17 protein-coding genes and 1 tRNA gene are annotated in these 20,301 nt (G+C 70.8%); 3 read left to right on the forward strand and 15 right to left on the reverse strand.

The genetic code is table 11. The features are described from left to right. Positions 1-228: 228 nt before the first annotated feature. Genes Ae505Ps2_RS06415 through Ae505Ps2_RS06445 form a run of 7 tightly spaced genes read right to left on the reverse strand, consistent with a single transcriptional unit; the run spans position 229 to position 8,230 of the window. Positions 229-624, reverse strand: coding sequence for a hypothetical protein (locus Ae505Ps2_RS06415; RefSeq protein WP_226361536.1), 396 nt, complete (start codon positions 622-624; stop codon positions 229-231). 28 nt (positions 625-652) lie between these two features. Continuing rightward, positions 653-1,678: a C40 family peptidase gene (locus tag Ae505Ps2_RS06420; RefSeq protein WP_075309419.1), complete on the reverse strand. Its 1,026-nt coding sequence runs from the start codon at positions 1,676-1,678 to the stop codon at positions 653-655. Continuing rightward, positions 1,675-2,271, reverse strand: coding sequence for a hypothetical protein (locus Ae505Ps2_RS06425; RefSeq protein ID WP_075312624.1), 597 nt, complete (start codon positions 2,269-2,271; stop codon positions 1,675-1,677). Before Ae505Ps2_RS06425 ends, Ae505Ps2_RS06420 begins: the two co-directional genes overlap by 4 nt. Next, positions 2,261-4,171 (reverse strand): hypothetical protein, encoded by a 1,911-nt coding sequence (locus tag Ae505Ps2_RS06430; protein ID WP_075309417.1) that lies wholly within the window; start codon positions 4,169-4,171, stop codon positions 2,261-2,263. The genes Ae505Ps2_RS06425 and Ae505Ps2_RS06430 overlap by 11 nt, the downstream gene beginning before the upstream one ends. Then, positions 4,168-7,269 (reverse strand): ATP-binding protein, encoded by a 3,102-nt coding sequence (locus tag Ae505Ps2_RS06435; RefSeq protein WP_249265226.1) that lies wholly within the window; start codon positions 7,267-7,269, stop codon positions 4,168-4,170. The genes Ae505Ps2_RS06430 and Ae505Ps2_RS06435 overlap by 4 nt, the downstream gene beginning before the upstream one ends. Further along, complete coding sequence (locus tag Ae505Ps2_RS32485; protein WP_075309415.1) at positions 7,256-7,948, reverse strand: hypothetical protein; 693 nt, start codon at positions 7,946-7,948, stop codon at positions 7,256-7,258. Before Ae505Ps2_RS32485 ends, Ae505Ps2_RS06435 begins: the two co-directional genes overlap by 14 nt. 3 nt (positions 7,949-7,951) lie before the next feature. After that, positions 7,952-8,230, reverse strand: a complete 279-nt coding sequence (locus Ae505Ps2_RS06445) for a hypothetical protein (RefSeq protein WP_020622502.1) — start codon at positions 8,228-8,230, stop codon at positions 7,952-7,954. A gap of 512 nt (positions 8,231-8,742) precedes the next feature. Between Ae505Ps2_RS06445 and Ae505Ps2_RS06450 the strand changes: the two genes are divergently transcribed. Further along, entirely contained in the window at positions 8,743-11,226 is a 2,484-nt protein-coding gene (locus Ae505Ps2_RS06450) for a (Fe-S)-binding protein (RefSeq protein WP_075309413.1), read from the forward strand. Between the two features lie 63 nt (positions 11,227-11,289). On the opposite strand, the gene Ae505Ps2_RS06455 is transcribed toward Ae505Ps2_RS06450, so the two are convergent. Both Ae505Ps2_RS06455 and Ae505Ps2_RS06460 read right to left on the reverse strand, forming a co-directional pair. Then, entirely contained in the window at positions 11,290-12,459 is a 1,170-nt protein-coding gene (locus tag Ae505Ps2_RS06455) for a hypothetical protein (RefSeq protein ID WP_075553484.1), read from the reverse strand. Positions 12,460-12,490: 31 nt separating this feature from the next. After that, complete coding sequence (locus Ae505Ps2_RS06460; protein WP_020621990.1) at positions 12,491-12,871, reverse strand: nuclear transport factor 2 family protein; 381 nt, start codon at positions 12,869-12,871, stop codon at positions 12,491-12,493. A 105-nt stretch (positions 12,872-12,976) separates the two neighbouring features. Between Ae505Ps2_RS06460 and Ae505Ps2_RS06465 the strand changes: the two genes are divergently transcribed. Further along, positions 12,977-13,276: a helix-turn-helix domain-containing protein gene (locus Ae505Ps2_RS06465; protein ID WP_020621989.1), complete on the forward strand. Its 300-nt coding sequence runs from the start codon at positions 12,977-12,979 to the stop codon at positions 13,274-13,276. A 2-nt stretch (positions 13,277-13,278) separates the two neighbouring features. On the opposite strand, the gene dcd is transcribed toward Ae505Ps2_RS06465, so the two are convergent. Both dcd and Ae505Ps2_RS06475 read right to left on the reverse strand, forming a co-directional pair. Beyond that, positions 13,279-13,863 (reverse strand): dCTP deaminase, encoded by a 585-nt coding sequence (gene dcd, locus Ae505Ps2_RS06470; protein WP_075309409.1) that lies wholly within the window; start codon positions 13,861-13,863, stop codon positions 13,279-13,281. A gap of 26 nt (positions 13,864-13,889) precedes the next feature. Continuing rightward, on the reverse strand, positions 13,890-15,071 hold the full coding sequence (locus Ae505Ps2_RS06475; protein WP_075309407.1) for a UDP-N-acetylglucosamine 2-epimerase: 1,182 nt from the start codon (positions 15,069-15,071) through the stop codon (positions 13,890-13,892). 163 nt (positions 15,072-15,234) lie between these two features. On the opposite strand from Ae505Ps2_RS06475, the gene Ae505Ps2_RS06480 reads away from it, so the two are divergent. Next, positions 15,235-15,308 (forward strand) — tRNA-Gly (locus tag Ae505Ps2_RS06480). 2,247 nt (positions 15,309-17,555) lie between these two features. Here Ae505Ps2_RS06480 and Ae505Ps2_RS06490 read toward each other — a convergent pair. The 4 genes from Ae505Ps2_RS06490 to Ae505Ps2_RS06505 all read right to left on the reverse strand — a co-directional run bounded on the left by Ae505Ps2_RS06490 (position 17,556) and on the right by Ae505Ps2_RS06505 (position 20,259). Next, positions 17,556-18,380: a transposase family protein gene (locus Ae505Ps2_RS06490; protein WP_075553479.1), complete on the reverse strand. Its 825-nt coding sequence runs from the start codon at positions 18,378-18,380 to the stop codon at positions 17,556-17,558. Between the two features lie 282 nt (positions 18,381-18,662). Further along, positions 18,663-19,127 (reverse strand): SRPBCC domain-containing protein, encoded by a 465-nt coding sequence (locus Ae505Ps2_RS06495; protein ID WP_083748384.1) that lies wholly within the window; start codon positions 19,125-19,127, stop codon positions 18,663-18,665. 70 nt (positions 19,128-19,197) lie between these two features. Continuing rightward, positions 19,198-19,572 (reverse strand): hypothetical protein, encoded by a 375-nt coding sequence (locus tag Ae505Ps2_RS06500; protein ID WP_075334013.1) that lies wholly within the window; start codon positions 19,570-19,572, stop codon positions 19,198-19,200. Between the two features lie 54 nt (positions 19,573-19,626). Beyond that, complete coding sequence (locus Ae505Ps2_RS06505) at positions 19,627-20,259, reverse strand: pyridoxamine 5'-phosphate oxidase family protein (protein ID WP_075309397.1); 633 nt, start codon at positions 20,257-20,259, stop codon at positions 19,627-19,629. Positions 20,260-20,301 lie beyond the last annotated feature (42 nt).

Consider the following 20,301-nt stretch of genomic DNA (forward strand, 5'->3'; position numbering starts at 1 on the left):
GCCCGGAACTCGCTTACCGGGTAAGCGAATTCCGCAGGGGAGGTATCCCTGTCGCACCGCGAGATGCAGCTCAGCGGGCCGTGGGGATCGACGATTCCCGCTGAGGTGCATCTCGCCGTCGCCCGGCCACGGAGCGCGCAGATCCCCGGAACCGACCGGCGCGAGCAGCATGATCGGCTCAGCAGCATGATCGGCTCAGCGGCGTGAGCGCAGCGGGGTCCCGTGAAGTCAGCGCAGGACGACGGTCCCCCGCGGCACCTGCCCCGCCGACGCCGGCGGCACCGTGTCCGGCACCTCCACCCGGACCGGCAGCGACCCCGGGACCACACGGTCGTCGACGTCGCGGTACTCGAGATCCCCGTCGGGACCCAGCTCGGTGACGTAGCCGTGTGTCGCGAGCTGGGCGTCGTCGAGCTCGGTCAGGGGCTCGGCGCGCACCGCGGACACCGCGTACTCGGGCCAGACGACGTCGGGGTAGGCCTCGTGCAGGTCGGTGAGCAGCCCGACGAAGACCTGCTGCCAGCGCAGCGGCATCGACTGGGCCAGTGAGCGCGGCACGACGAGGTGGTCCGGGCAGGCACCGGGCACCGCGGAGTCGAGGTAGTCCGAGAGCGGGGAGCGCATGCCGCCCATGATGGCGCCTCGACCCCGTTCAGGCCGGGTTCGGCGTGGTCCCCGGCCGGGTGGCGAGCGGCACGAGGTCGGCGAAGTCCCACGGGACCGGCTGCACCCGGACGGGGAAATTGCGGTTGGGCGCCTCGACCATCTTCCCGTCGCCGATGTACATCGTGACGTGGTAGATCGTGCTCGGATCCGACGGGTCGTGGGCGTAGAACAGGAAGTCGCCCGGCGCGACGTCGCGCACCGGCAGGTGCCCGCCGGACTTGTACTGGTCGCGCGAGACCCGCGGGATCGTGAGCCCGGCGGCCTCGTAGGCACGCATGAGCAGGCCGGAGCAGTCGTAGGCGTCCGGGCCGGTCGCGCCCCACACGTAGGGCTTGCCGAGCTCGCCGAGCGCAAACCCGATCGCTGCGCCGGCGACGCCCGGGGGCAGCGCGCCGGTCGTGCCGGGGGCGCAGCCGGTCGGGTTGGCGACGTCGCCGATGTTCTGGACCAGCGACGCGGCCAGGCCCTCCCACTTGGCATAGGCGTCGGGGAAACCGGAGCGCTGGACTCTCTGAGCTGCCACTGTCACCGGCAGCGAGTCCCAGCCGGGCACCTCCATCAGCCGCTCGTAGAAGATCCGGCTGCTGTAGGCGGGGTCGGTGACCTGCGCGGGGGTCCCCCACCCCTGCGACGGACGCTGCTGGAACAGCCCGAGCGAGTCCCGGTCCCCGTAGTTGATGTTGCGGAGCGTCGACTCCTGCATCGCCGTGGCCAGCGCGATGAGCCAGGCCTTCGGCGGGAGCTGCATGTCCTTGGCGACCGAGATGATCGCGGCGGCGTTCTGCTTCTGCTCGTCGGACAGCGTCTCGAAGGTGGCTCCTCCGCCACCGCGGCCGACCGTCGCCGTCGAGATGCCGGTGTCGCACCAGGCCGCGTTCGACCGACCGCCGCCGAGGTTGGGGCTGAACGCGAGGAAGCCGACCGTGAGGAACAGCACCAGCGCCATCCCGATCGCGACGAACGGCAGCAGCAGCCGCAACGGCCGCAGCGCACGCGTCAGCGGGGTGCTCATGCCCGGTCGTAGCGGGACACCTTCCAGCCCGCCTCGGTGTCGACGATCAGGATCCGCAGGGTCAGCGTGTCGGTCGGCACGGTGACCTCGATGCTCTTCGGCGCGACCCGGGTCGGGGTGGCCGGCCCGGTGACCCGGGAGGCGGGCACGTTCGACGGGTCGACGCTCGCGAGCACGCCGAGGAACTCGTCGGTCGTGTACGGCCGCAGCCCGGCGACCCACTGCTGGGAGGTCATCCCGTCGGGGTGGTTCACCCAGGCCGACGCCCACACCCGGGCCGTCTCCAGGGCCTGCTGCGGTGCCTGCGACACCGGCAGCGCCTCGGGGGTCAGCTCGGGGACCGGCGGCAGCAGGGTCGGGGTGGGCGTCGCGGAGACCCCGGACGAGCCGCTGTCCCACCGGTTGCCGCCGGAGCCTCCCCCGGCGACGAGCCCCCCGGACGCCGCACCGCCGGAACCTCCGAGCGAGACCAGCCCGAACACGAGTCCGCCCAGGACCACCACCGTCACGGCGAGCCGGACGGGGGAGCGCAGCGGCCACTGCCACACCGCGCGGTAGGCGCCGGCACGGCCGCGGGAGGACCTAATCGGCACGGTCACCGCCGGTGTGGGCCGCCCGCGGTCGGTAGATCTTGTAGACGGGCACGCCGTCGACGAGCTCCGGGGTCACCGGGGCCGGGTCGCCGGGGCGACGGGGGCCCGTGTCGTCGCGGCGGTAGATGGAGCGGTCGTCGACCTCGCCGGGGTCGACCCGCGTCGCGAACCCGGTGTCGGGCCGCCCGGACACCCCGACCGGCAGCGCCCCGCGGCGTGGCTCGGCAATCCGGGCCGCCTGGGGGGAGGGCACGTCCGTCGCCGCGCGACGACGGACCCGGGCCCCCGGCCCGGCAGCGGTCTCGGCCTCCGGGCGCACCGCGCCCGGGTCGCCGGACCCGCCGTGGCCGCCGCGCTCGGACCACCAGCGGGACTGGCGCTCGTCGGCGTCGTTCGGGCCCCGCATCCGGTTCCAGACGCGCGACACCGGGCCGCCGTTGATGCCGGGGACGATCCCGCCGAACTGCTCGCGGGTGAGCGTCACCATCGACACCAGCCGCCGGAACGGTCGCGCGACGGCCCACAGCACGAGCGTGACCACACCGGTGACCAGCAGCGCGAGCCACAGATCGACCCCGGATCCGGGTGCGAACAGCGACACGACCAGCAGCGCGTGCAGCCCGGCCAGCGCCCCGACGACCAGCGTGTTCACGATCGCCGCGCCGCCGACGCGCAGGATCGCCGGGATGACGTCCGGTTTCAGCAACGCGACGACGGCGATCGCCGGCGCCGTCACCACCATCAGCCGGATGATCAGCAACGCGACCAGCACCAGGACCTTGGACAGCAGCTGAAACAGCGCGATGCACGCGGCCTGGATCAGCGCGAGCGTCCCGGCTCCGATCCGGCTGCCGGACGCCCCGGTGAAGTACGGGTAGCGGTCGCCCATGCGGTCGGCGATCGCGGCGTACTCGCTCTTCTTGCGCTCGGCCGTCTCGCTGGTGTCCTCGCCGCGGTCGATCTCGTCGATGGTGAACGCCTGGGCCCGCAGCAGGTCCCGGCCCAGCTCCTGGGCCTGCGGGACGTCCGGTGCGCCGAACGTCCCGCGCAGCCAGTTCTGGTAGGCCACCTGGTCGACGAGCACCGTGGGGAGGGTGTCGCGGGTGCCGAGCCCGACCTGCCCGAGGAAGCCCTCCTGCATCTGCGTGACGCCGTCGAGCAGCAGGTTGTCCGCCGCGCGGGACCAGTCGACCGGTGCCAGATAGGCGGCGGAGCCGATCATCAGCGCCAGCACCGCGATGCCGGTGCGCTGGGCCTGGCGCGCGAGCTCGCCGCGCATCGCCAGCAGCAACACGATGATCGCGAACCCGAGCAGGCCGAGGCCCACCCAGGTGGTGAACACCGTCTCGTACATCGCCCGGGTCGCGGTGGTGATGACCTGGTCGAGCGGCTCGAACAGCGACCCGCCGTCGGCGATCAGGTAGTGCGCCCAGTTCACCCCGCCGACGGTCAGCTTCGCCAGGTTGAAGACCTGGTTTCCCAGCCAGGTGTCGGTGGTGACCGAGGGGTTCAGCACGCCCGACGCGGCGCAGCCCAGGTCGTAGTTGTGCCAGACGAGACCGGCATAGCCGACCTCCTCGTAGACGCTGCCTGCCTCCCCGTGCAGCGCCGAGGGCCGGTCGAGCGAGCCGACCAGCCCGGTGCCGGGGCGGTCCGGCTCCGGCGGGGTCTTGCAGTCCAGCGCCTGCGCCATCGCGGGCGAGCCGAGCAGGAGTGTGCCGCCGGCGATCGCGGTGACCACGAGGATCGCCGTCCGACGGCGACGGCGCCGGGTGGTCCCCGGGGTGTCCGGCCGGCGTGCGCGGCGCGTCCTGCGCACCGACACGACGACGGCCGCGAGCAGCACACCCAGGACGACCCAGATCCCTGCGCCGCCGGACGGGTCGAGCCCCGCCGTCACCGTCCGTCCCCGTCGGGGGGCGTGGGCGGGGTGTGGCCGTTCGTGCGAGCAGCCCCGTCCGAGGGCGCGCCGTGCGGGGCCGTGCCGTTCGGGGCACCACCGTTCGGGGGCGTCCCGTTCGAGGGCGCCGCGTTCGGGGGCGTCGCGGCGGGCTCGTCGACGATCCAGTCGTCGTCGAGCTCGTCGAGCAGGTCGAGCTGCTCGTCGTCGTAGAGCTCCGCACGTCCGACGGCGGCGTCGGTCGCGGCGACCGACACGACCTGTACCCCACCGGCGCGGATCCCGCCGGCCAGGACGGGGTCGGCGTCGCCGGGGCCGATCCGGGTGTCGGTGATCAGGTCGATCTCGTCGCCGTCGAGGTCGGGCACCGCCACCGGGGCCGGGGCGCGGCGCGCGGGCAGCGGGCTCGGCTCGTCGGGCGCGGTCATCTCGGGGCTCCCCGGCCCGGTGAGCGCCGGCCCGCCGGGCGGACGCGGGGCGACGACCCGGGCGGCGTCGGGGTTGGTGTCGAGCGCCTCGCGGACGTGCTCCAGGTGCGGCGCCTCCAAGTCGATGCGCACCTTCTCCACACCGCCGTGGCCGTCGGCGAACACGAACTGGCGGGGCGCGTCGTCGGGCCGGTCGTCGTGGCGGGGGCGCGGGGACAGCGTCCCGAGCATCTCCTCGTAGCCGACACCGGTGGGCACGCGCAGCAGCCGCAGCGCCTCGGACTGGGCCTCCTCGTCGTCGGTCCGGCCGACGAACACCGCGTTGACCAGCGACGCGAAGCCCGACACCCGCAGCAGGTCGCCGGCCAGCTGGGAGGCGAACAGGGCGCGGACGTTGAACTTGCGGGAGTCGCGGGCGAGCCGGTCGATGAGGACCTTGCCGGTCGGCACCTGGGACAGGAAGTGCGTCTCGTCGAGCGCGACGCCCTTGCGGAGGTTGCGGTCGGCGTCGTAGATCGTGCGCTGGGTCAGCCAGGAGGCCAGGTTCAGCAGCTCGACGCCGAGCGACTCGTTGTCGGTCCACTCCTCGCGCGGGCTGCCCGGACGAGGCAGCGACAGGCCCTGCATCGTCAGCACGGTGAGCCGGTAGTCGCGGTCGGCCTGCCAGGGGTCCGCCCGGGTCTCGTCGGGGAACAGCAGCGCGGCCTGCGGCAGCTCGCGCCGCTCGTCGAGGAAGTCCGCGACGACGCCGGCGTGGTCCTCACCCTCGGTGGCGTGCCTGCGCAGCGCGTCGATGACCATGCCGGGGTGCCGGTCGGGCGAGCCGCCGACCTCGCGCACCGCCCGGAGCAGCACGATCCGGGTGTGCGGCTGGCGGGCGATCTCGTAGGGCAGCAGGCCCGACAGCACGTCGAGCACCAGGCGGCGACGGGTGGCCGCGGCCAGCGACCGCTCCCGCTTCCAGGCGCGCTCGGGGTCGTCGTCGTCGAGGAAGTGGTCCGGGCGCGGCTCGGCCACCACCCGGTAGGGGTTGAGGATGCCGGGGTCGGCGCGGAGCAGGTTGATGTGCCGGGAGAACGGCGCCAGCTCCGGCAGCCGGGTCAGCTCCGCGAGCGGGCCGGACGGGTCGAGCACCGTCCAGCGGGCCCCGGCACGCAGGGTCTTGTAGACGACCAGACCGGTGAGGAACGACTTGCCCGATCCCAGACCACCGACGATCGCGGTCAGGCCGGACGCGCGGCGGACCTCCTGGGCCAGCCACGGGTCCCAGGCCACCGGGCGCCGGGTCGCGGTGCACGTCTCGCCGAGCATGATCCCGCGCCGGTCGCCCACGCTGGCCGTCGCGGCCGGGACCGCGGCCGCCGCCCAGGTGACCGACCCGCGTCGCCGGTAGGCCGTCGCGGCCAGCGGCTCGCCGGGGATGAACTCGCGGGCGTAGCGGTACTGCGCCTCGGGGTGCTCGATCTGGACCTTCGGCCGGTACAGGTCCACGACCTGCTGGGCGCGGGTGGTGGCCTCGGCCTCGTCGCGACCGGAGACCGCGATCCGCCACCAGCCGTAGAGGCGGGTGTTGAGCTGGGTCAGCCCGGTGGTGAGCTCGTCCTCCACCTCGAGGACCCGGTCGGCCTGGCGGGCCAGCGACATCGGCGGGTCGAGGTCGTGGTCGTGGGTGTAGTGCCGGATCTGGCTGCGCACCTTGCCCATCTGGCGCTGCAGCTCGCCGGTGACGTCCTCCGGGCGGCGCACGTAGATCCGCGCGGACCACTCCACCGGGAACGGCAGCCGGTCGGAGTGCTGCATCCACGGGTCGTCGATCTCGGGGATGCGCAGGCCCTCCATCAGCCCGACCGAGAGCACCGCGACGTTGCGGGTGACGGTCTGGCTGCGCATCCGCCCGACGACCTGCACGGTCGGCGCGTAGGGCTCCTGGTGCAGGTCGACGCCCTCGGTGAACGCGGCGAGGTCCTCCGGCTCCCAGGTCGAGACCCCGCGCGGCACCGACGACAGCCCGCGCGGCGCGGGCAGCCCGAGCGCGACCGAACGGTGCATCAGCCAGGCCATGTCCTCCGCACCTGCGGGGACGGCGTCGAGCCCGGACCCGGCGACGAGCACGTCGAGATGGTTGATCTCGGTCTCCAGCGCGGCGAGCTCGGCCTTGACCGCGGACGGCACGAGCCGGTCCAGGACGGGTGCGGCGTGCTCCACCCAGCGGTCGAACAGCCCGCGGCCGGACACCTCGATGCCGAGGAAGACCTCCTTGTCGGCCATCGACAGGCCCATCAGGTGTCGCTGCTCGCCCTCCAGGAAGCCGTCCCAGCCGAGTGCGCCGGGGACGTCGGGCATCCGGCCGATCGCGTTCTGGTCGAACGACTCGGCCCACATGTGCACGGGGTAGGGCCGGGTCGTGACCCGCAGGTGCAGCCAGCGCCCCTGCAGATCGCCGAGCTGCGCGGCGATCTGGCGGATCAGCACCTCGCGCTGGTTGTCGCTGCGGAAGCTCCACGCCTGCGCCGCGAGCCGGTACCAGGCCATGACCTGGCCGTTGGTGCGGGTGATGTGACCGTCGATCGAGCGCAGCGCGATCGACGGGGTGTAGTCCGAACCGCCCTCGCCGGCACGGGCCCGGCCACGCCGAGCCCTCCGGCGGGGGGTCCGCTCAGGTGCGGCCACGGTGGCCACTCCGGCGCCACGGGTCGGGACGGCCGGTGCGCGCGGGGAGGCTCGCCCCACGACCGCTGCCGCTGCCGCGGGCCCGGCGGAAACGGCCGCGCCGCGGCGCGCTCCCCGGCTCCGGCAACGGCGGGACCACGCGCGTGGGTGCCGCAACCGGGGCCTCGAACCCCGGGACCACCGGGCCGGCGGTGTCGGGGACCGACTCCACGAGGGTGCCGGACGCGGGGCGCGGCGTGGCGTCCGCCGCGCTCAACGAGGAGCGGCGGGGGGCACCGAGTGCGCGGGCCCGTCCGCCCGAGGAGGGGGTGCCCGGGTGGGCACGGGTGGTGTGGACACGCACGTGGGACGCGCGCACCGAGCCGCCCGCGGCCTTGCGCCCGGCCCGCGGACCGGTCACCTCGGCCCAGAACTGGGCGAGCACCTGGCCCAGCGGCCGCTCGTAGTCGATCTTCTTGCCGAGCAGGCGGGTGATCGCGATCGTGCCGACGAGCGCCCAGGCCACGGAGAAGAAGTCCAGCCCGATGCCGAGCCGGCGCTGGACGAACATGATCAGCATCATGACGAGGAGACCCACGCCGTAGCTGACGTAGCGGGCGCGCCAGGGGAACGTGGCACGCGGCGGCCCGAGCCAGACGGCGTCGACGCGGTAGACCTCGTCGTCCGTGCGAACGAGCACGGGTCAGCCCGGGGTCACGAGCAGGTTGGCCAGCGCCTGTCCGATGGCCGGACCGCTGCCGGTCACGGCGATGCCCAGTGCGATCAGACCCACCAGCAGTCCGATGCTCCGCCGGGCCACGCCGGCGTTGTCACCACGACCACCGATCCACAGCAGGATGACGGCGATCGCGAGCAGGATCAGCGGCACGATGTTGTTCGTGATCCAGTCGCGGAGGTTGACCGTGGTCAGCTGTCCGCCCTGGGCGAGTACCAGCTGGATCGCCTCGTACGAGGTCTTCACAGCTCCTCCTTGCGGCAGTCCATTTGTCCCGGTCGCTCCCGCAGGCGAGTAGACCACGAGACCCGTACGTGATCCTAGGGGCTGAGCCACCCGGCCCACGCGTGCGCCACGCTGCGCGATCGGGTCGACACGGTCGGAGCAGTGTCGATCGGGCGTGACTCGTATCTCCCCGGCACCCCGCCCCCGGCCCGAGATGTCATGGTCGGCTTTGTCTACTGTTCGGTAACAAGTATGGCCCGACCGTGACGGGGTCGGGCGACCCACGGCCGGGCGCACTACCCTTCGCCCGACCGTCGTCGCACCCCACCACACCAGTGCGACGACGAGGTCCGAGGAGGCACTGCGATGACGAGGCCCGTCCGGTCCCGGCGGCACGGTACGCCGTGCGCGCACGACCGCACCCCCGCCTCCGCACGCCCCAGGACCGGTTCACCGTTTCCCGTCCCGATCCGTCACGGCAGCACCACGCTCCGGCAGGGACCGCTGGGTGTTCTACAGGGAGGTTCCTCCAGATGACCTGGGTGCAGTACACGCTCGGCATCATCACGGTGCTGTCGGCAGTGGTCGCCGTCGCGCTCGTGTCCATGACCGTGACCCGGATGGTCCGGATCATCCGGCTCGGTCAGTCCGACCCGACGCGCAACGGCCCGTTCGGGCCGCGGCTCGTGACCATGCTCAAGGAGACCCTGGGCCACACCAGGATGCTCAAGTGGACCAAGATCGGCATCCTGCACTGGCTGGTCATGGTGGGCTTCCTGGGCCTGATCCTGGCGTTGGTCGAGGCGTTCGTGGAGGTCTGGAACCCGACCTTCCACCTGCCGCTGATCGGCGTGTGGTCGGTGTACTCGATCTACGTCGAGTTCCTCGGCGTCGCCACGGTCGTGGGCATCGCCGCGCTGATCGTCATCCGGCAGCTGAACAACCCGCGCTCGCAGGGCCGGATGTCGCGGTTCTACGGGTCGAACATGGGCCGGGCGTACTTCGTCGAGGGCGTCGTGTTCCTCGAGGGCCTGGGCATCCTGGTGGTGCGGGCCGCGAAGATCTCGCTGAACGCCTTCGACGTGCCGGTGTGGTCGGCTCCGGTGTCCTACGCCCTGTCGACGATCCTGCCCGCCTCCACCGCGCTGGTCAGCGTGTTCGCCGCGGTGAAGGTCCTGTCGGCGATGATCTGGCTGATCGTGATCGCGGCCAAGCCCACCATGGGTGTGGCCTGGCACCGGTTCACCGCGTTCCCGAACATCTACTTCAAGCGCAACGACGACGGCTACAAGGCCCTCGGCGCGACCCGGCCGATGATGAGCCAGGGCAAGGCGCTGGACCTGGAGGAGGCCGACCCCGACACCGACACGTTCGGCGTCGGCAAGGTCGAGGACTTCACCTGGAAGGGCCTGCTCGACTTCACCACCTGCACCGAGTGCGGCCGCTGCCAGTCCCAGTGCCCGGCCTGGAACACCGAGAAGCCGCTGTCGCCGAAGCTCCTGGTCAACGCCCTGCGCGACCACGCGTACGAGAAGGCCCCCTACCTGCTCGCCGGCGGCAGCCGTGACATGGCCGGCGACGAGGTCGGCATCACCGGCGAGGGCGCCGAGGAGCGCCTGGCGGCCATTCCGGTCGACGCGCTGGAGGCCGCGGGCCGCCCGCTGATCGGCGGCGAGGACGTGAACGGCGTCATCGACCCCGACATCCTCTGGTCCTGCACCACCTGCGGCGCCTGCGTCGAGCAGTGCCCGGTCGACATCGAGCACGTCGACCACATCATCGACATGCGCCGCTACCAGGTCCTGATCGAGACCGAGTTCCCCACCGAGCTCAACTCTCTTTTCAAGAACCTGGAGAACAAGGGCAACCCCTGGGGCCAGAACGCCAAGGACCGCCTGGAGTGGACGAAGGGCCTGGACTTCGAGGTCCCCGTCGTGGAGGGCGAGCTCGACGCCGACACCGAGTACCTGTTCTGGGTCGGCTGCGCCGGCGCGTTCGACGACGGCCAGAAGAAGACCGTCCGCGCCACCGCGGAGCTGCTGCACCGGGCCGGGGTGAACTTCGCCGTCCTCGGATCGGGCGAGACCTGCACCGGTGACCCGGCGCGCCGCTCGGGCAACGAGTTCGTGTTCCAGATGCTCGCGCAGCAGAACGTCGAGGTCCTCAACACGGTCTTCGAGGGCCGTGAGACCGGGACCCGCAAGATCGTGACGACCTGCCCGCACTGCCTCAACACCCTGGGCCGGGAGTACCCCCAGCTCGACGGGCACTACGAGGTCGTGCACCACACGCAGCTGCTCAACAAGCTGGTGCGGGAGAAGAAGCTGGTCCCCGTCTCGGCCCCCGCCGCCGACGCCGCCCCGGTGACCTACCACGACCCCTGCTACCTGGGCCGGCACAACGAGGTCTACGAGGACCCGCGTGCCCTGGTCAGCGCGGCCGGAGCGACCCTGTCGGAGATGCCGCGCCACGGTGACCGGTCGATGTGCTGCGGTGCCGGTGGCGCCCGGATGTGGATGGAGGAGCGCATCGGCAAGCGCATCAACTTCACCCGCGCCGAGGAGGCCGCCGAGACCCTCACGAAGGCCGGTGGCGGCTCGGAGCCGTCCGGGACGCTGGCGGTCGGCTGCCCGTTCTGCCGCACGATGATGACCGACGGCGTGAACCAGACCGCCGGTGAGGCCGTGCAGGTCCAGGACGTCTCGCAGATGCTGCTCGCCGCGGTCAAGCGGGGCGACCCGGCTCCGGAGCCGGAGCCCGTCGCGGCCGGGACCACCGCCGAGACCACCCCCGAGACCACCGCCGAGGACGCGCCGACGACGGAGACCCCCGCCGTCGCCACCCCGGAGGCGGAGGTCGCCGAGGAGGCCGCGGCGCAGGACCCGGCCACCCCGGCCGGCTCGGACGGGGCGTCGAGCACCGGCACCCCGGCGTCGTCGGGCAACGGGAACGGCAACGGCTCGACCAACGGCTCGTCGCCGGAGCAGGCCGAGCAGCAACGCTCGAACGAGAACTGACCCACCACCGACGACGGCCGGGCACCCCGCACGGGGGCCCGGCCGTCGTCGTGTGTGCGGGGGTCAGCAGGGTGCGAAGGAGCTGACCTGGAACGTCGACGGCGTGGTCCGGGTGAGCACGACCCGGCCCAGCTGGGGCGCGGCGGCGCCCCAGGCCGAGCGGCAGGCGTCGACGGTGGTGGTGGCGCCGACCGCCACCACCGGGTCGGGGCGGCGGTCCGGCTCGGTGACCCCGGCTCCCGCCGGCACCCGGCCGTGCAGCACGGCGACGGCGTCCTCGCAGGTGGGCGCCCCGGTGGCGGCCCGCACCTGGTCCAGCGCCGCGGGCTGCACGAGCCGGCAGACCCGGGCCGGGTTCGGCGAGGCGACACCGGTGTCCAGCGAGACGAGCGCGAGCTGTGGACGGGCGACGCCGAGATCGGTGCGGAACTGGGTGCCGGCCTGGGCGTCGATCCGGGCCTGGTCCTGGCGGATCTCCGCGGAGCGGAACGAGTAGCCGACCCCGGACACGACCAGCAGGACCACGCCCAGGGCGAGCACCTTCCAGCGGGGCAGCAGCAGCGCCCCGGCGACGATCACCCCGACCGACAGGGCCAGCCCCCACGCCCACGGGTTCTCGCGTGTCCCGTTGACCAGGGCCGCGACGAGCACGACCCCGGCGACGTGCGGTGCCCAGCCCTGCAGCAGCCGGTCCAGCCGCAGCAGGGCGAGCAGGACCAGGGTGCCGAAGCCGAGTCCGACCGGGACCCACCAGCGGTCCGGGTCGTCGAGGAAGGGCAGGAGCAGCAGCGCTGCGCCGGCCAGGCCCAGCGCGGTGGCACCGCGGAGGCTGCGGGGTCGCAGCTTCCGCCACGGGGCCCAGGGGTCGTCGGGCCCCGACCCGGGTGGGTCGTCGGCACCCGGCCCGGGTCCGGAGCCTCCCGTCGCGGGCCCGTCCGGGAGGGTGAGGGCACGCGGGTCGGCCTCCGGCGGCGTCCGGGGCTGCTCCGGGGTCGGCACGACGAGCTCGGTCCCGGGCACCGGCGGGTGCACCGTGCCGCGGTCCGCGGCATAGCCCTGTCCGGTGGGACGGTCCGCAGCGTCGCCCGGCCCGGCGGGACGGTCCGCGGCGGCGCAGGCTGGCGGATCGGGGGCGTCCGGCCGGCGGGCGGCGGGGCGGACACCGCGGTCGGGTCGTCCGCTGCGGCGACGGCCGGTGGCCCACGGGTCCGGGGAGCTGCGGTCGGCGTCCATCACCTCCCAGCGTAGCGAGGCGGGAGCCCGCTCAAGCGCCGAAGAACGCGTTCATGCCCGGCTCGTCGGACAGGAAGGTCTCGATCTCGACGATCCGGCCGTCCCCGATCCGGCAGACGGTGGCGAGGTGCTCGTCGAGCACCCGGTCCCCGCGGCGGGCCGTGTTGTGCAGACCGAGCGCGACGTTGTCGGCGCTCACCAGGACGTGCTCGAGCGCGAAGTCCACCCCGTAGGAGGCGATCAGCGCCGCACGGTCGAGTACCGCCTCAGCACCGTCGACCCGGCCGGAGACCGCGTTGTTCCCGGGCAGGGTCCAGGTGACGGCCGGGTCGAGAACCGCTCGCAGCCGGTCCTTGTCCCCGGTGGTGAGGGCGGAGTGGAACTCGGTGGCGATGTGGTGACGGACGTCCATGGCTCCTCCAACTGTTCGATTTGATTCGAACCGTAGCCCTCGAACCCGGCCGTCTTCCAGATGACCGCCGCCACATCAGTTCGAACGCAGTCGTACCATCGGGGCATGCAGGACGATCCGAGCCGCGATGAGCTGAGCATCGAGACCGTGATCGCGGCACTCGACCATCCGGTGCGGATGCGGGTCGTCCGCACCCTGGCCGCCCTCGGCGAGGACGAGACGCTCACCTGCCAGGAGATCCTCCCCGACATGACCAAGAGCAGCGCGAGCCATCACTGGCGGACGCTGCGGGAGTCGGGCGTGATCGAGCAGCGGCGCGACGGCAGGGTGCTGCGGACCCGGCTGCGGCGCGTCGATCTCGACGCGCGGTTCCCCGGGCTCGTGGCGGCCGTCGTCGACGGGTGAGCTCAGCTCCGCCGGGTGTCGGTGCGGTGGAAGCTGCGGAACGCGCGCGACGGGGTCGGCCCCCGCTGCCCCTGGTAGCGCGACCCGACACCCTCGGTGCCGTAGGGCCGTTCGGCCGGGCTGGACAGCCGGAACAGGCACAGCTGCCCGATCTTCATCCCCGGCCACAGGGTGATCGGCAGGTTCGCGACGTTGGACAGCTCCAGCGTGATGTGCCCGGTGAAGCCCGGGTCGATGAACCCGGCGGTGGAGTGGGTCAGCAGACCCAAGCGCCCGAGCGAGCTCTTGCCCTCCAGCCGACCGGCCAGGTCATCGGGCAGACCGACCCGCTCGAACGTCGACCCCAGCACGAACTCGCCGGGGTGCAGCACGAACGACTCGCCGTCCGGCGTCTCCACCGGGGTCGTCAGCTCGTCCTGCTGCTGGGCGGGGTCGATGTGGGTGTAGCGCGAGTTCTGGAAGACGCGGAAGAACCGGTCCAGCCGGACGTCGACGCTGGACGGCTGGAGCATCTCGACGTCCCACGGGTCGAGCACGAGCCGGCCGGACTCGATGTCCTTGCGCAGGTCGCGGTCGGAGAGCAGCACGCCGACAGCCTATCCAGGACCGACGGTCACGCTTCGGAGGACTCCTCGGAGTCCGACTCCACCTCGCCGGAACCGTGCCGGCCGCCGCCCACGAGGTCGTCGGGCAGCTGCGGCGAGCGGGTCAGCCCGAACATCCAGGCGATGGCCTGCTCGGCCCGGGCGGCCTCGAAACCGTCCGACGCAGCGGCGCGACGCCCGTGGTCACCGTCGAGCACCTGCGCGACGGCGGCGGCCGTGTCGTGGGCGGCGATGCTGCGGATCGAGTCGCCGGGCTGCGGCACGTTCGGCCCGTCGACCAGCACCGCCAGGGTGCCGAGGCCGGGCGCGTCGACGACGAGCTCGTGATCGTCGCTGACCAGGACGGTCGCTGCGGCGAGCACGGCCAGCTGGTCGGGCAGCGGGGGCTCGGGCACGGCCGTCACCCGGGGGTGAGTGCCGAGCGATCGGGCCGTCTCCCCGGCGGCGAGCGCACCGAAGAGCACGATCTCGATCCGCGGGTAGCGCTCCAGCAGGTCCGCGACGCCGCGCAGCACCGGCGACGACGAGGCCCGCGCCAGGTCGACGACGATCAGCCTGCGGCGCTCGTCGTGCACCCGCTCCAGCGCGTCGACACAGCCCTGGTGCTGCGGACCGGGCAGCGAGTTGATCGTGTCGCCGATGGTCAGCACGTTCGGGCCGAGGGGGCTGCCCAGCGCGGAACCGCTGGTGGTGAGGAACAGCGACGCGAGCTGGCCGATGACCCGCCGGTGCGCCTCCTGCGGGAACGGGCACAGCAGGTCGTCGGTGCCCATCCCGGCCTGCATGTGCACGATCGGGATCCGCCGCCAGAACGCGACCGTCGCCGCGACCTCGGCGGCCAGCCCGCCGCCGTGCACCAGCACCGCGGACGGGTCCTGGTCGACGAGCAGCTGGTCGAGCCGGGTGAACAGCGCCGCGGCGACGTCGGCCATGCCGGGCCCGGTGTCCAGCGGCAGCAGGATCGTGATGTCGGTGGGGACACCGAGCGCCTCGAACGCCTCGTGGACGGCCATCGGGTCCGGCCCGGTGGCGACGGTGATCCCCCGGATGCGGTCCGCCGCCGCGACGGCCCCGGCGACCGGGGCGAGCCGTGCGACCTCGGGACGGCTACCGGCGATGAGCAGGACGTCGTGCTCGTGGTCCGGGGGGAACCCGGACGCATCGACCGACATCGGGTCGAACACCGTCATCGCAGTCACCTTCCGGCCGAGGCGTGACCGACGGTGCCGAGTGTGCGCGGAGCGGGTGGCCCGGTCGAGACGTGCGCGCCCGGTGGTCGGTTCGTGCGGTGGCCGGGGCGGGGAGGTCCATGACAGGTCTGCGGATCGTGGTGCTAGGGTGATCTCGCGACATGCGGATGTAGTTCAATGGTAGAACATCAGCTTCCCAAGCTGAATACGCGGGTTCGATTCCCGTCATCCGCTCCACACACGAACGGGCAGGTCAGGGGCACATAGCCGGACCTGCCCGTCCGTGTTTCGGTCGCCGTCGCCGGACCCGCCAGCAACAGCACAGCAACTAGCCGGTGGGAACGAGGGCGCCGGTCGGCCCGTCCTCGTCGCCCGACGGTCGATGCTCGTCGAGTAACGACGACAGCCGGTCCGCGATGAGACGATCAGCCTCGCTGGTGGCGCGCTGGCAGATCAACGCGGCCCGCATGTCGTCATGGCCCGTTCGCTCCATGAAGTCCCGCGCACTGAACGGGTCTGAGCCGCACAGACGGTCCCGACGCGCCGGAGGTCGTGGAAGTGCATCCCCGGTACGCCGACCTGACCACCAGCTCCGCCCACTAAACCCGCTGGCTAAATTTGCTCCGGCGCATCGCCTTGCGCTTCTGTACAGACCAAAGCAGCAATCCGCTGACGCAGATCACTACGAAGCTTTCAGAACTAGTCAACTCCACAGCCCAAACGATCGACACGCTGAGCTTCTGTGTCGCAAACCTGGCAGGTCGGGTGCCCTGTGCATGACTTACGATGATCCTGACCTCATGCCAGCAGACCTACGGGATGTGCGAAAACGACTTCTTGCCATCAACTCAGACGAGCCCACTTGCAGCCTCCAGTACAATATTGCCCTCAGCGACCCAGACACTCAAACTATTGCTAACCCACTTGGCATGCTCGTGTCTAGCCTGATCGGCTAGCTGGCGCACGAGGATTTCAGCATCCAGCATCCGGCCCCATGTCTCAGTACTTCTTTGCAGCTCGCATGGAAGGGAGCGAGGGCGCGCCAGTTGCGTCGGAAACGTTTCCCATCCTTGCCCAGATGCGGCCAGAGACTACGGCGCTTTTGCCGGCACCGCCTGCTTGACGGATCCGACACAGGGAAGTGGCCGATGGCCGTCAACGGCTAGCGCGCATCGGGGAAGCATCGACTAATTAGAGACACTCAACTAATAAGCGACGCCACCCCCGTATGGCGCATTCTCTCGCGATGTGACACAATCTAGCCGTGCTTACGATTTCAGGCGGTCTAGTAGGGGCCGGCTACGAGGGCCGATCCCTGGAGCAGTTTATCGACGAGCTAAACGCACAAGAAATGCGAGCCGTCGTTGATGTGCGCCTGAATGCGATTTCACGTAAAGTTGGCTTCAGCAAGCGGGCCCTTAGTTCGAATCTGAGCCTAGCTGGAATCGATTACATGCACCTCCCAGCGCTAGGAAATCCGCGAGACAATCGCGCTGGATTCTCCGGAGACTGGCAGGAGTTGGAGCAAGCAAGAAGCACGTACAGAGAGATACTTGGCGAACGCCACTCAATCGAAGCCTTGTCTCTGGTCATAGACATCATGACAAAGGGAACCGTAGCGCTTATGTGCTTCGAGGCGAATCAGGAGCGATGCCATAGACAAGTCACCATTCAGGAGATTATCGAGACTCAATCTCGTCGATCCGGATAAAATACACCCAGGACGCTAAATGTTTGCGCCCACTTCGCCTGATTTCCAACATAGAAGGCCGAATCCTTCCTCGCTGCACACATCTGCCCTAAGAACTTCGCTTGAATCTGCTCGATTGCTTGCACATCGCTGAAACCGCGAAGATTCCTCTGCAGTGCAACTAACTCCCAGTCGAGAAGACCTTGCCTGTGTCCTCGACACGTCAATTCGCCGCACGTGTAGCGATAGTAGGCCCGAAATCTCGGAGCTTCCAGAGGACTCCGATTGGTTCGCTCCTGATCGAAAAGGTCAGGCTGGTTCGAATATGCTTCTAGCTTCCTTCTCTCGGCGTCACTCCAGCCAGGATGCGGCTCGATATCAAGCCCTTTTACTTCACGTGGGCGCACCAGTGCAAGGGACTGCGCTGAATGTGACTCTCGCGTGCCGGCAACGATTCGGCACATAGAGTTCTCGACATGAGGAGCAAGCCAGGAAGCACGTTTCCGCCAGCCATCAACAGGAGAGATGTCTGCCTCGATCTTTAGAGAATCCATCAGCGGACGCCAGCTTTCTCGCCTGGAGTCCTGCCTTGCCGGGAGCGCTTCAAGTCTCACGACACTGTACTTCCGAAAAGCGCTATCAGATTCCAGGTCCCGAAAGTTGATTGGATACAATCGAACCCAGCCAGTTGCATCCGGATCGATGCGCAGGCCCGCAACACAGACCGTCTCCCCATACTTCTCAGAGGGATTCGGCGCGGCTTTAACAGTGAGGTGTTCTCAGTAGCGGGTTGATCATGTCGTGCGGTCGTACTCGGTGTGGAGTAGTACGAGCGCAGCTGCGGTGATCGCGCCGGTGCGCCAGGGACATAGCGTGACTCGCCGCAACGCGGCGAAGGTGGTCTTGAGCAGGGCGTTTCCGCGTTCGGCCAGAGCACGAAGGGCTGAGTGCAGGGTGTTGACGGTGCGCTGGTTGACCGTCTGCCCGCGGCCGGGGGCGAGTTTGATGGGCACGGTGAGCCGGTCGGCTTCGCCTTCGTAGCCCAGATCGCCCAGCGCGGCGTGGGTGTCGTCGGTGAACGCGGCCAGGCCCTCGAGCAGCCCGGGGTGGGTACGGGCGCAGCGGGTGTCGTGCTCGCGGCCCGGCCGCACGTCGCTGGTCCATAGCGGCCATCCATCAGGTGCGGTGAGGACCTGGATGTTCCCGCCGTGGCGGCGGTGCTTGCCCGACCACCACAGGTCGACCCCGGGGGTGAGGCCGAGCGCGCGGCACCGGTCGGTGGCGATCAGGGTGCCGTCGAGATTCACGTGGGTGTGCCCGGCTGTGCGGGCGGCGAGCAGGGCTCCGTGCAGGCCGGGTGCGGCCGCGGCGAGGACGTCGATGCCTTCGTGCAGGTAACGGCAGGCCGTTGCAGTGCTGATCGCGTTGTCACCGGCCGAACATCGGACCCGGGTAGCATCACAGAACCAGCGGATCACCAGCACTGCCTGGGCGAACGGGGTCAACGCCCGCCGCCGGGTGCCACGTCGACGGCGTTGAAGGACCAGGAGCCGCGCCAGATAGGCCACGGTGCGCTCCCCGATCGGGAGGACAGCGGTGTAGGTGACAGGATCAGACATGCAGGACCTCGGTGACGGTGTCGATCTGTGCTGGACCGAACCGATCTACCGGGGTCCTGCCCCGTTCCCGCTCATCTCACCACCCTCGGCGTGTCGCCACGACCTGCCACCCCGCTACTGAGAACACCTCAGTGACCAGAACCCGCATCTTTACAGGACGGTCGCCAGCTGGCTTAGAAGGTGGCTCCCGATCTTCCGGGGTGAACAAGTCCAGCTGATCGTTCAAATCACGGCCCCCGCGTTCGCTGGACGTCCGAGTCTGCTGCCTATAGCAATACCAGATCACTGCGCCGAGGCACAGAGCGCCGCCAACAAGCGGAGCGATTCAGCGAGCCGATCGGGGCCGACGAGGGGAACACCGAACCTGCGGATGGTGGCAGCGGGTGCGTCGGACCAGTCGTAGGTCAGACGCACCTGCGTCCCATCACCGGTCGGCGCGAGGTCGTATCGCCACGTCCAGCCGAGCGGCGAGCCACCGTGAACGGCCGTGGTCCACGCGATGGTTCGATTCAGGTCGAACATCGTCAGGATGTTGTCGGACAGATAGTGCTCAACGGTGTCGCCGTCGATGTAGGTCATGTTCATTGTGAAGACCTGACCGACGCCGGACAGGATCTCGGCGGTGGTCGGCTCTCCGACCATCGCCGACCCGTCGAAGTGCCGATGCATCGCCGGGTCGCGCAACAGCTCGAATGCTGCCGATGCCGGCGCGTCCATGACGGTGGCGGCGGCGTGGGCTGTGGACACCACCGTGATACTGCCGCATCTGCACCTTTCGGTGCCCTCCCTCCGCTCCCCCTGGACGGGGACGACGGGGTCAGAGCGCGGGCGGCACGTCGCGGCGGGCGACCCACCAGGTCACCATCCCGGCCCCGGTGAGCAGCGGGACGAGCACGAGCACCGCGGGACCCGCGAACACCGCGACCACACCCAGGGTGATCGCCGCGATCCCGGCGCCGAGGCCGCTGGCCACGGCCAGCACCGTGGCCCGCTCGCCGATCGGCTCCCCGGCCACCCAGGACAGGGTGCGGGCCACCCCTGCGACCACCACCGCCAGCACGATCCCCGCGACCACCGCGGCCAGTGGCAGCGCGGCACCCGCCGCGAGCGCGACCGGGATCGCGAGCGCAGTGAGAACGGCAAACAGCAGGGCGCGCAGGGACCGCCGCAGCGGCGGGACGGGGGGTGTCACGTCTCCCCATTGTGCAGGGGTTGACCTGGGGTTTCGATGTAACCTGCGCGACCCTCAGTAGAGTCGGGCCGCGTAGCCGGCGCCGTAGTACTCCTCGATCTTCTCCAGCGGCTCGTCGGGGCGGGCAAGCCGCTTGGCGAGCTGCGCGGTGGAGGGCAGCGCGTCCGGCGCGGGCCAGCTCTCCGTCGCCCACAGCTCGGAGCGCAGGAACGCCTTGGGGCAGTGGAAGTAGATCTGCTCGATCGCGACCTCGCAGGCGAGCAGCGGCCGTCGGCCCTTCACGGCGAGCTCGTCGAAGTAGGGCGCGTCGCGGACGAGGCGGGCCCGGCCGTTGATGCGCAACGTGTCGTTGCGCCCCGGCACCAGCAGGATGACGCCGACGTGCGGGTTCTCCAGGACGTTGCGCCAGCCGTCGACACGACCGTTGCCGGGACGCTCGGGGATCGCGACCGTGCGGTCGTCGACGACGTGCACGAACCCGGCCGGGTCGCCCTTCGGCGAGACGTCGCAGGTGCCGTCCCGGCCCGACGTCGCCAGCAGCAGGAACCGGGACGCCGCCAGCCAGGCGCGGTGCACGTCCACGAGGTGGTCGCGTTCCTTCGCCAGGGCGGGTGCGATCGGCTGCCCGGTGATCTGCTGCAGCTCGGCGAGGGTGCGGATCTCGGTTCCGTGCGCGTCGGACGTCATGGGTCGACGGTAGGCGCGGACGGGCGCGGGGCCGAGAGAATT

Origin of the sequence: Pseudonocardia sp. Ae505_Ps2 (genome assembly GCF_001932425.1) — a bacterium.
Taxonomy (GTDB): Bacteria; Actinomycetota; Actinomycetes; order Mycobacteriales; family Pseudonocardiaceae; genus Pseudonocardia.

Bases quoted from the DNA above. Each gene is read 5' to 3' on its own strand.
- Ae505Ps2_RS06465 (WP_020621989.1), top strand. From the start codon at position 12,977: ATGCAGGACGATCCGAGCCGCGATGAGCTGAGCATCGAGACCGTGATC.
- Ae505Ps2_RS06455 (WP_075553484.1), bottom strand. From the start codon at position 12,459: ATGGACGCCGACCGCAGCTCCCCGGACCCGTGGGCCACCGGCCGTCGC.
- Ae505Ps2_RS06450 (WP_075309413.1), top strand. From the start codon at position 8,743: ATGACCTGGGTGCAGTACACGCTCGGCATCATCACGGTGCTGTCGGCA.
- Ae505Ps2_RS06490 (WP_075553479.1), bottom strand. From the start codon at position 18,380: ATGTCTGATCCTGTCACCTACACCGCTGTCCTCCCGATCGGGGAGCGC.
- Ae505Ps2_RS06415 (WP_226361536.1), bottom strand. From the start codon at position 624: ATGCGCTCCCCGCTCTCGGACTACCTCGACTCCGCGGTGCCCGGTGCC.
- Ae505Ps2_RS06460 (WP_020621990.1), bottom strand. From the start codon at position 12,871: ATGGACGTCCGTCACCACATCGCCACCGAGTTCCACTCCGCCCTCACC.
- Ae505Ps2_RS06420 (WP_075309419.1), bottom strand. From the start codon at position 1,678: ATGAGCACCCCGCTGACGCGTGCGCTGCGGCCGTTGCGGCTGCTGCTG.
- Ae505Ps2_RS06505 (WP_075309397.1), bottom strand. From the start codon at position 20,259: ATGACGTCCGACGCGCACGGAACCGAGATCCGCACCCTCGCCGAGCTG.
- Ae505Ps2_RS06475 (WP_075309407.1), bottom strand. From the start codon at position 15,071: ATGACGGTGTTCGACCCGATGTCGGTCGATGCGTCCGGGTTCCCCCCG.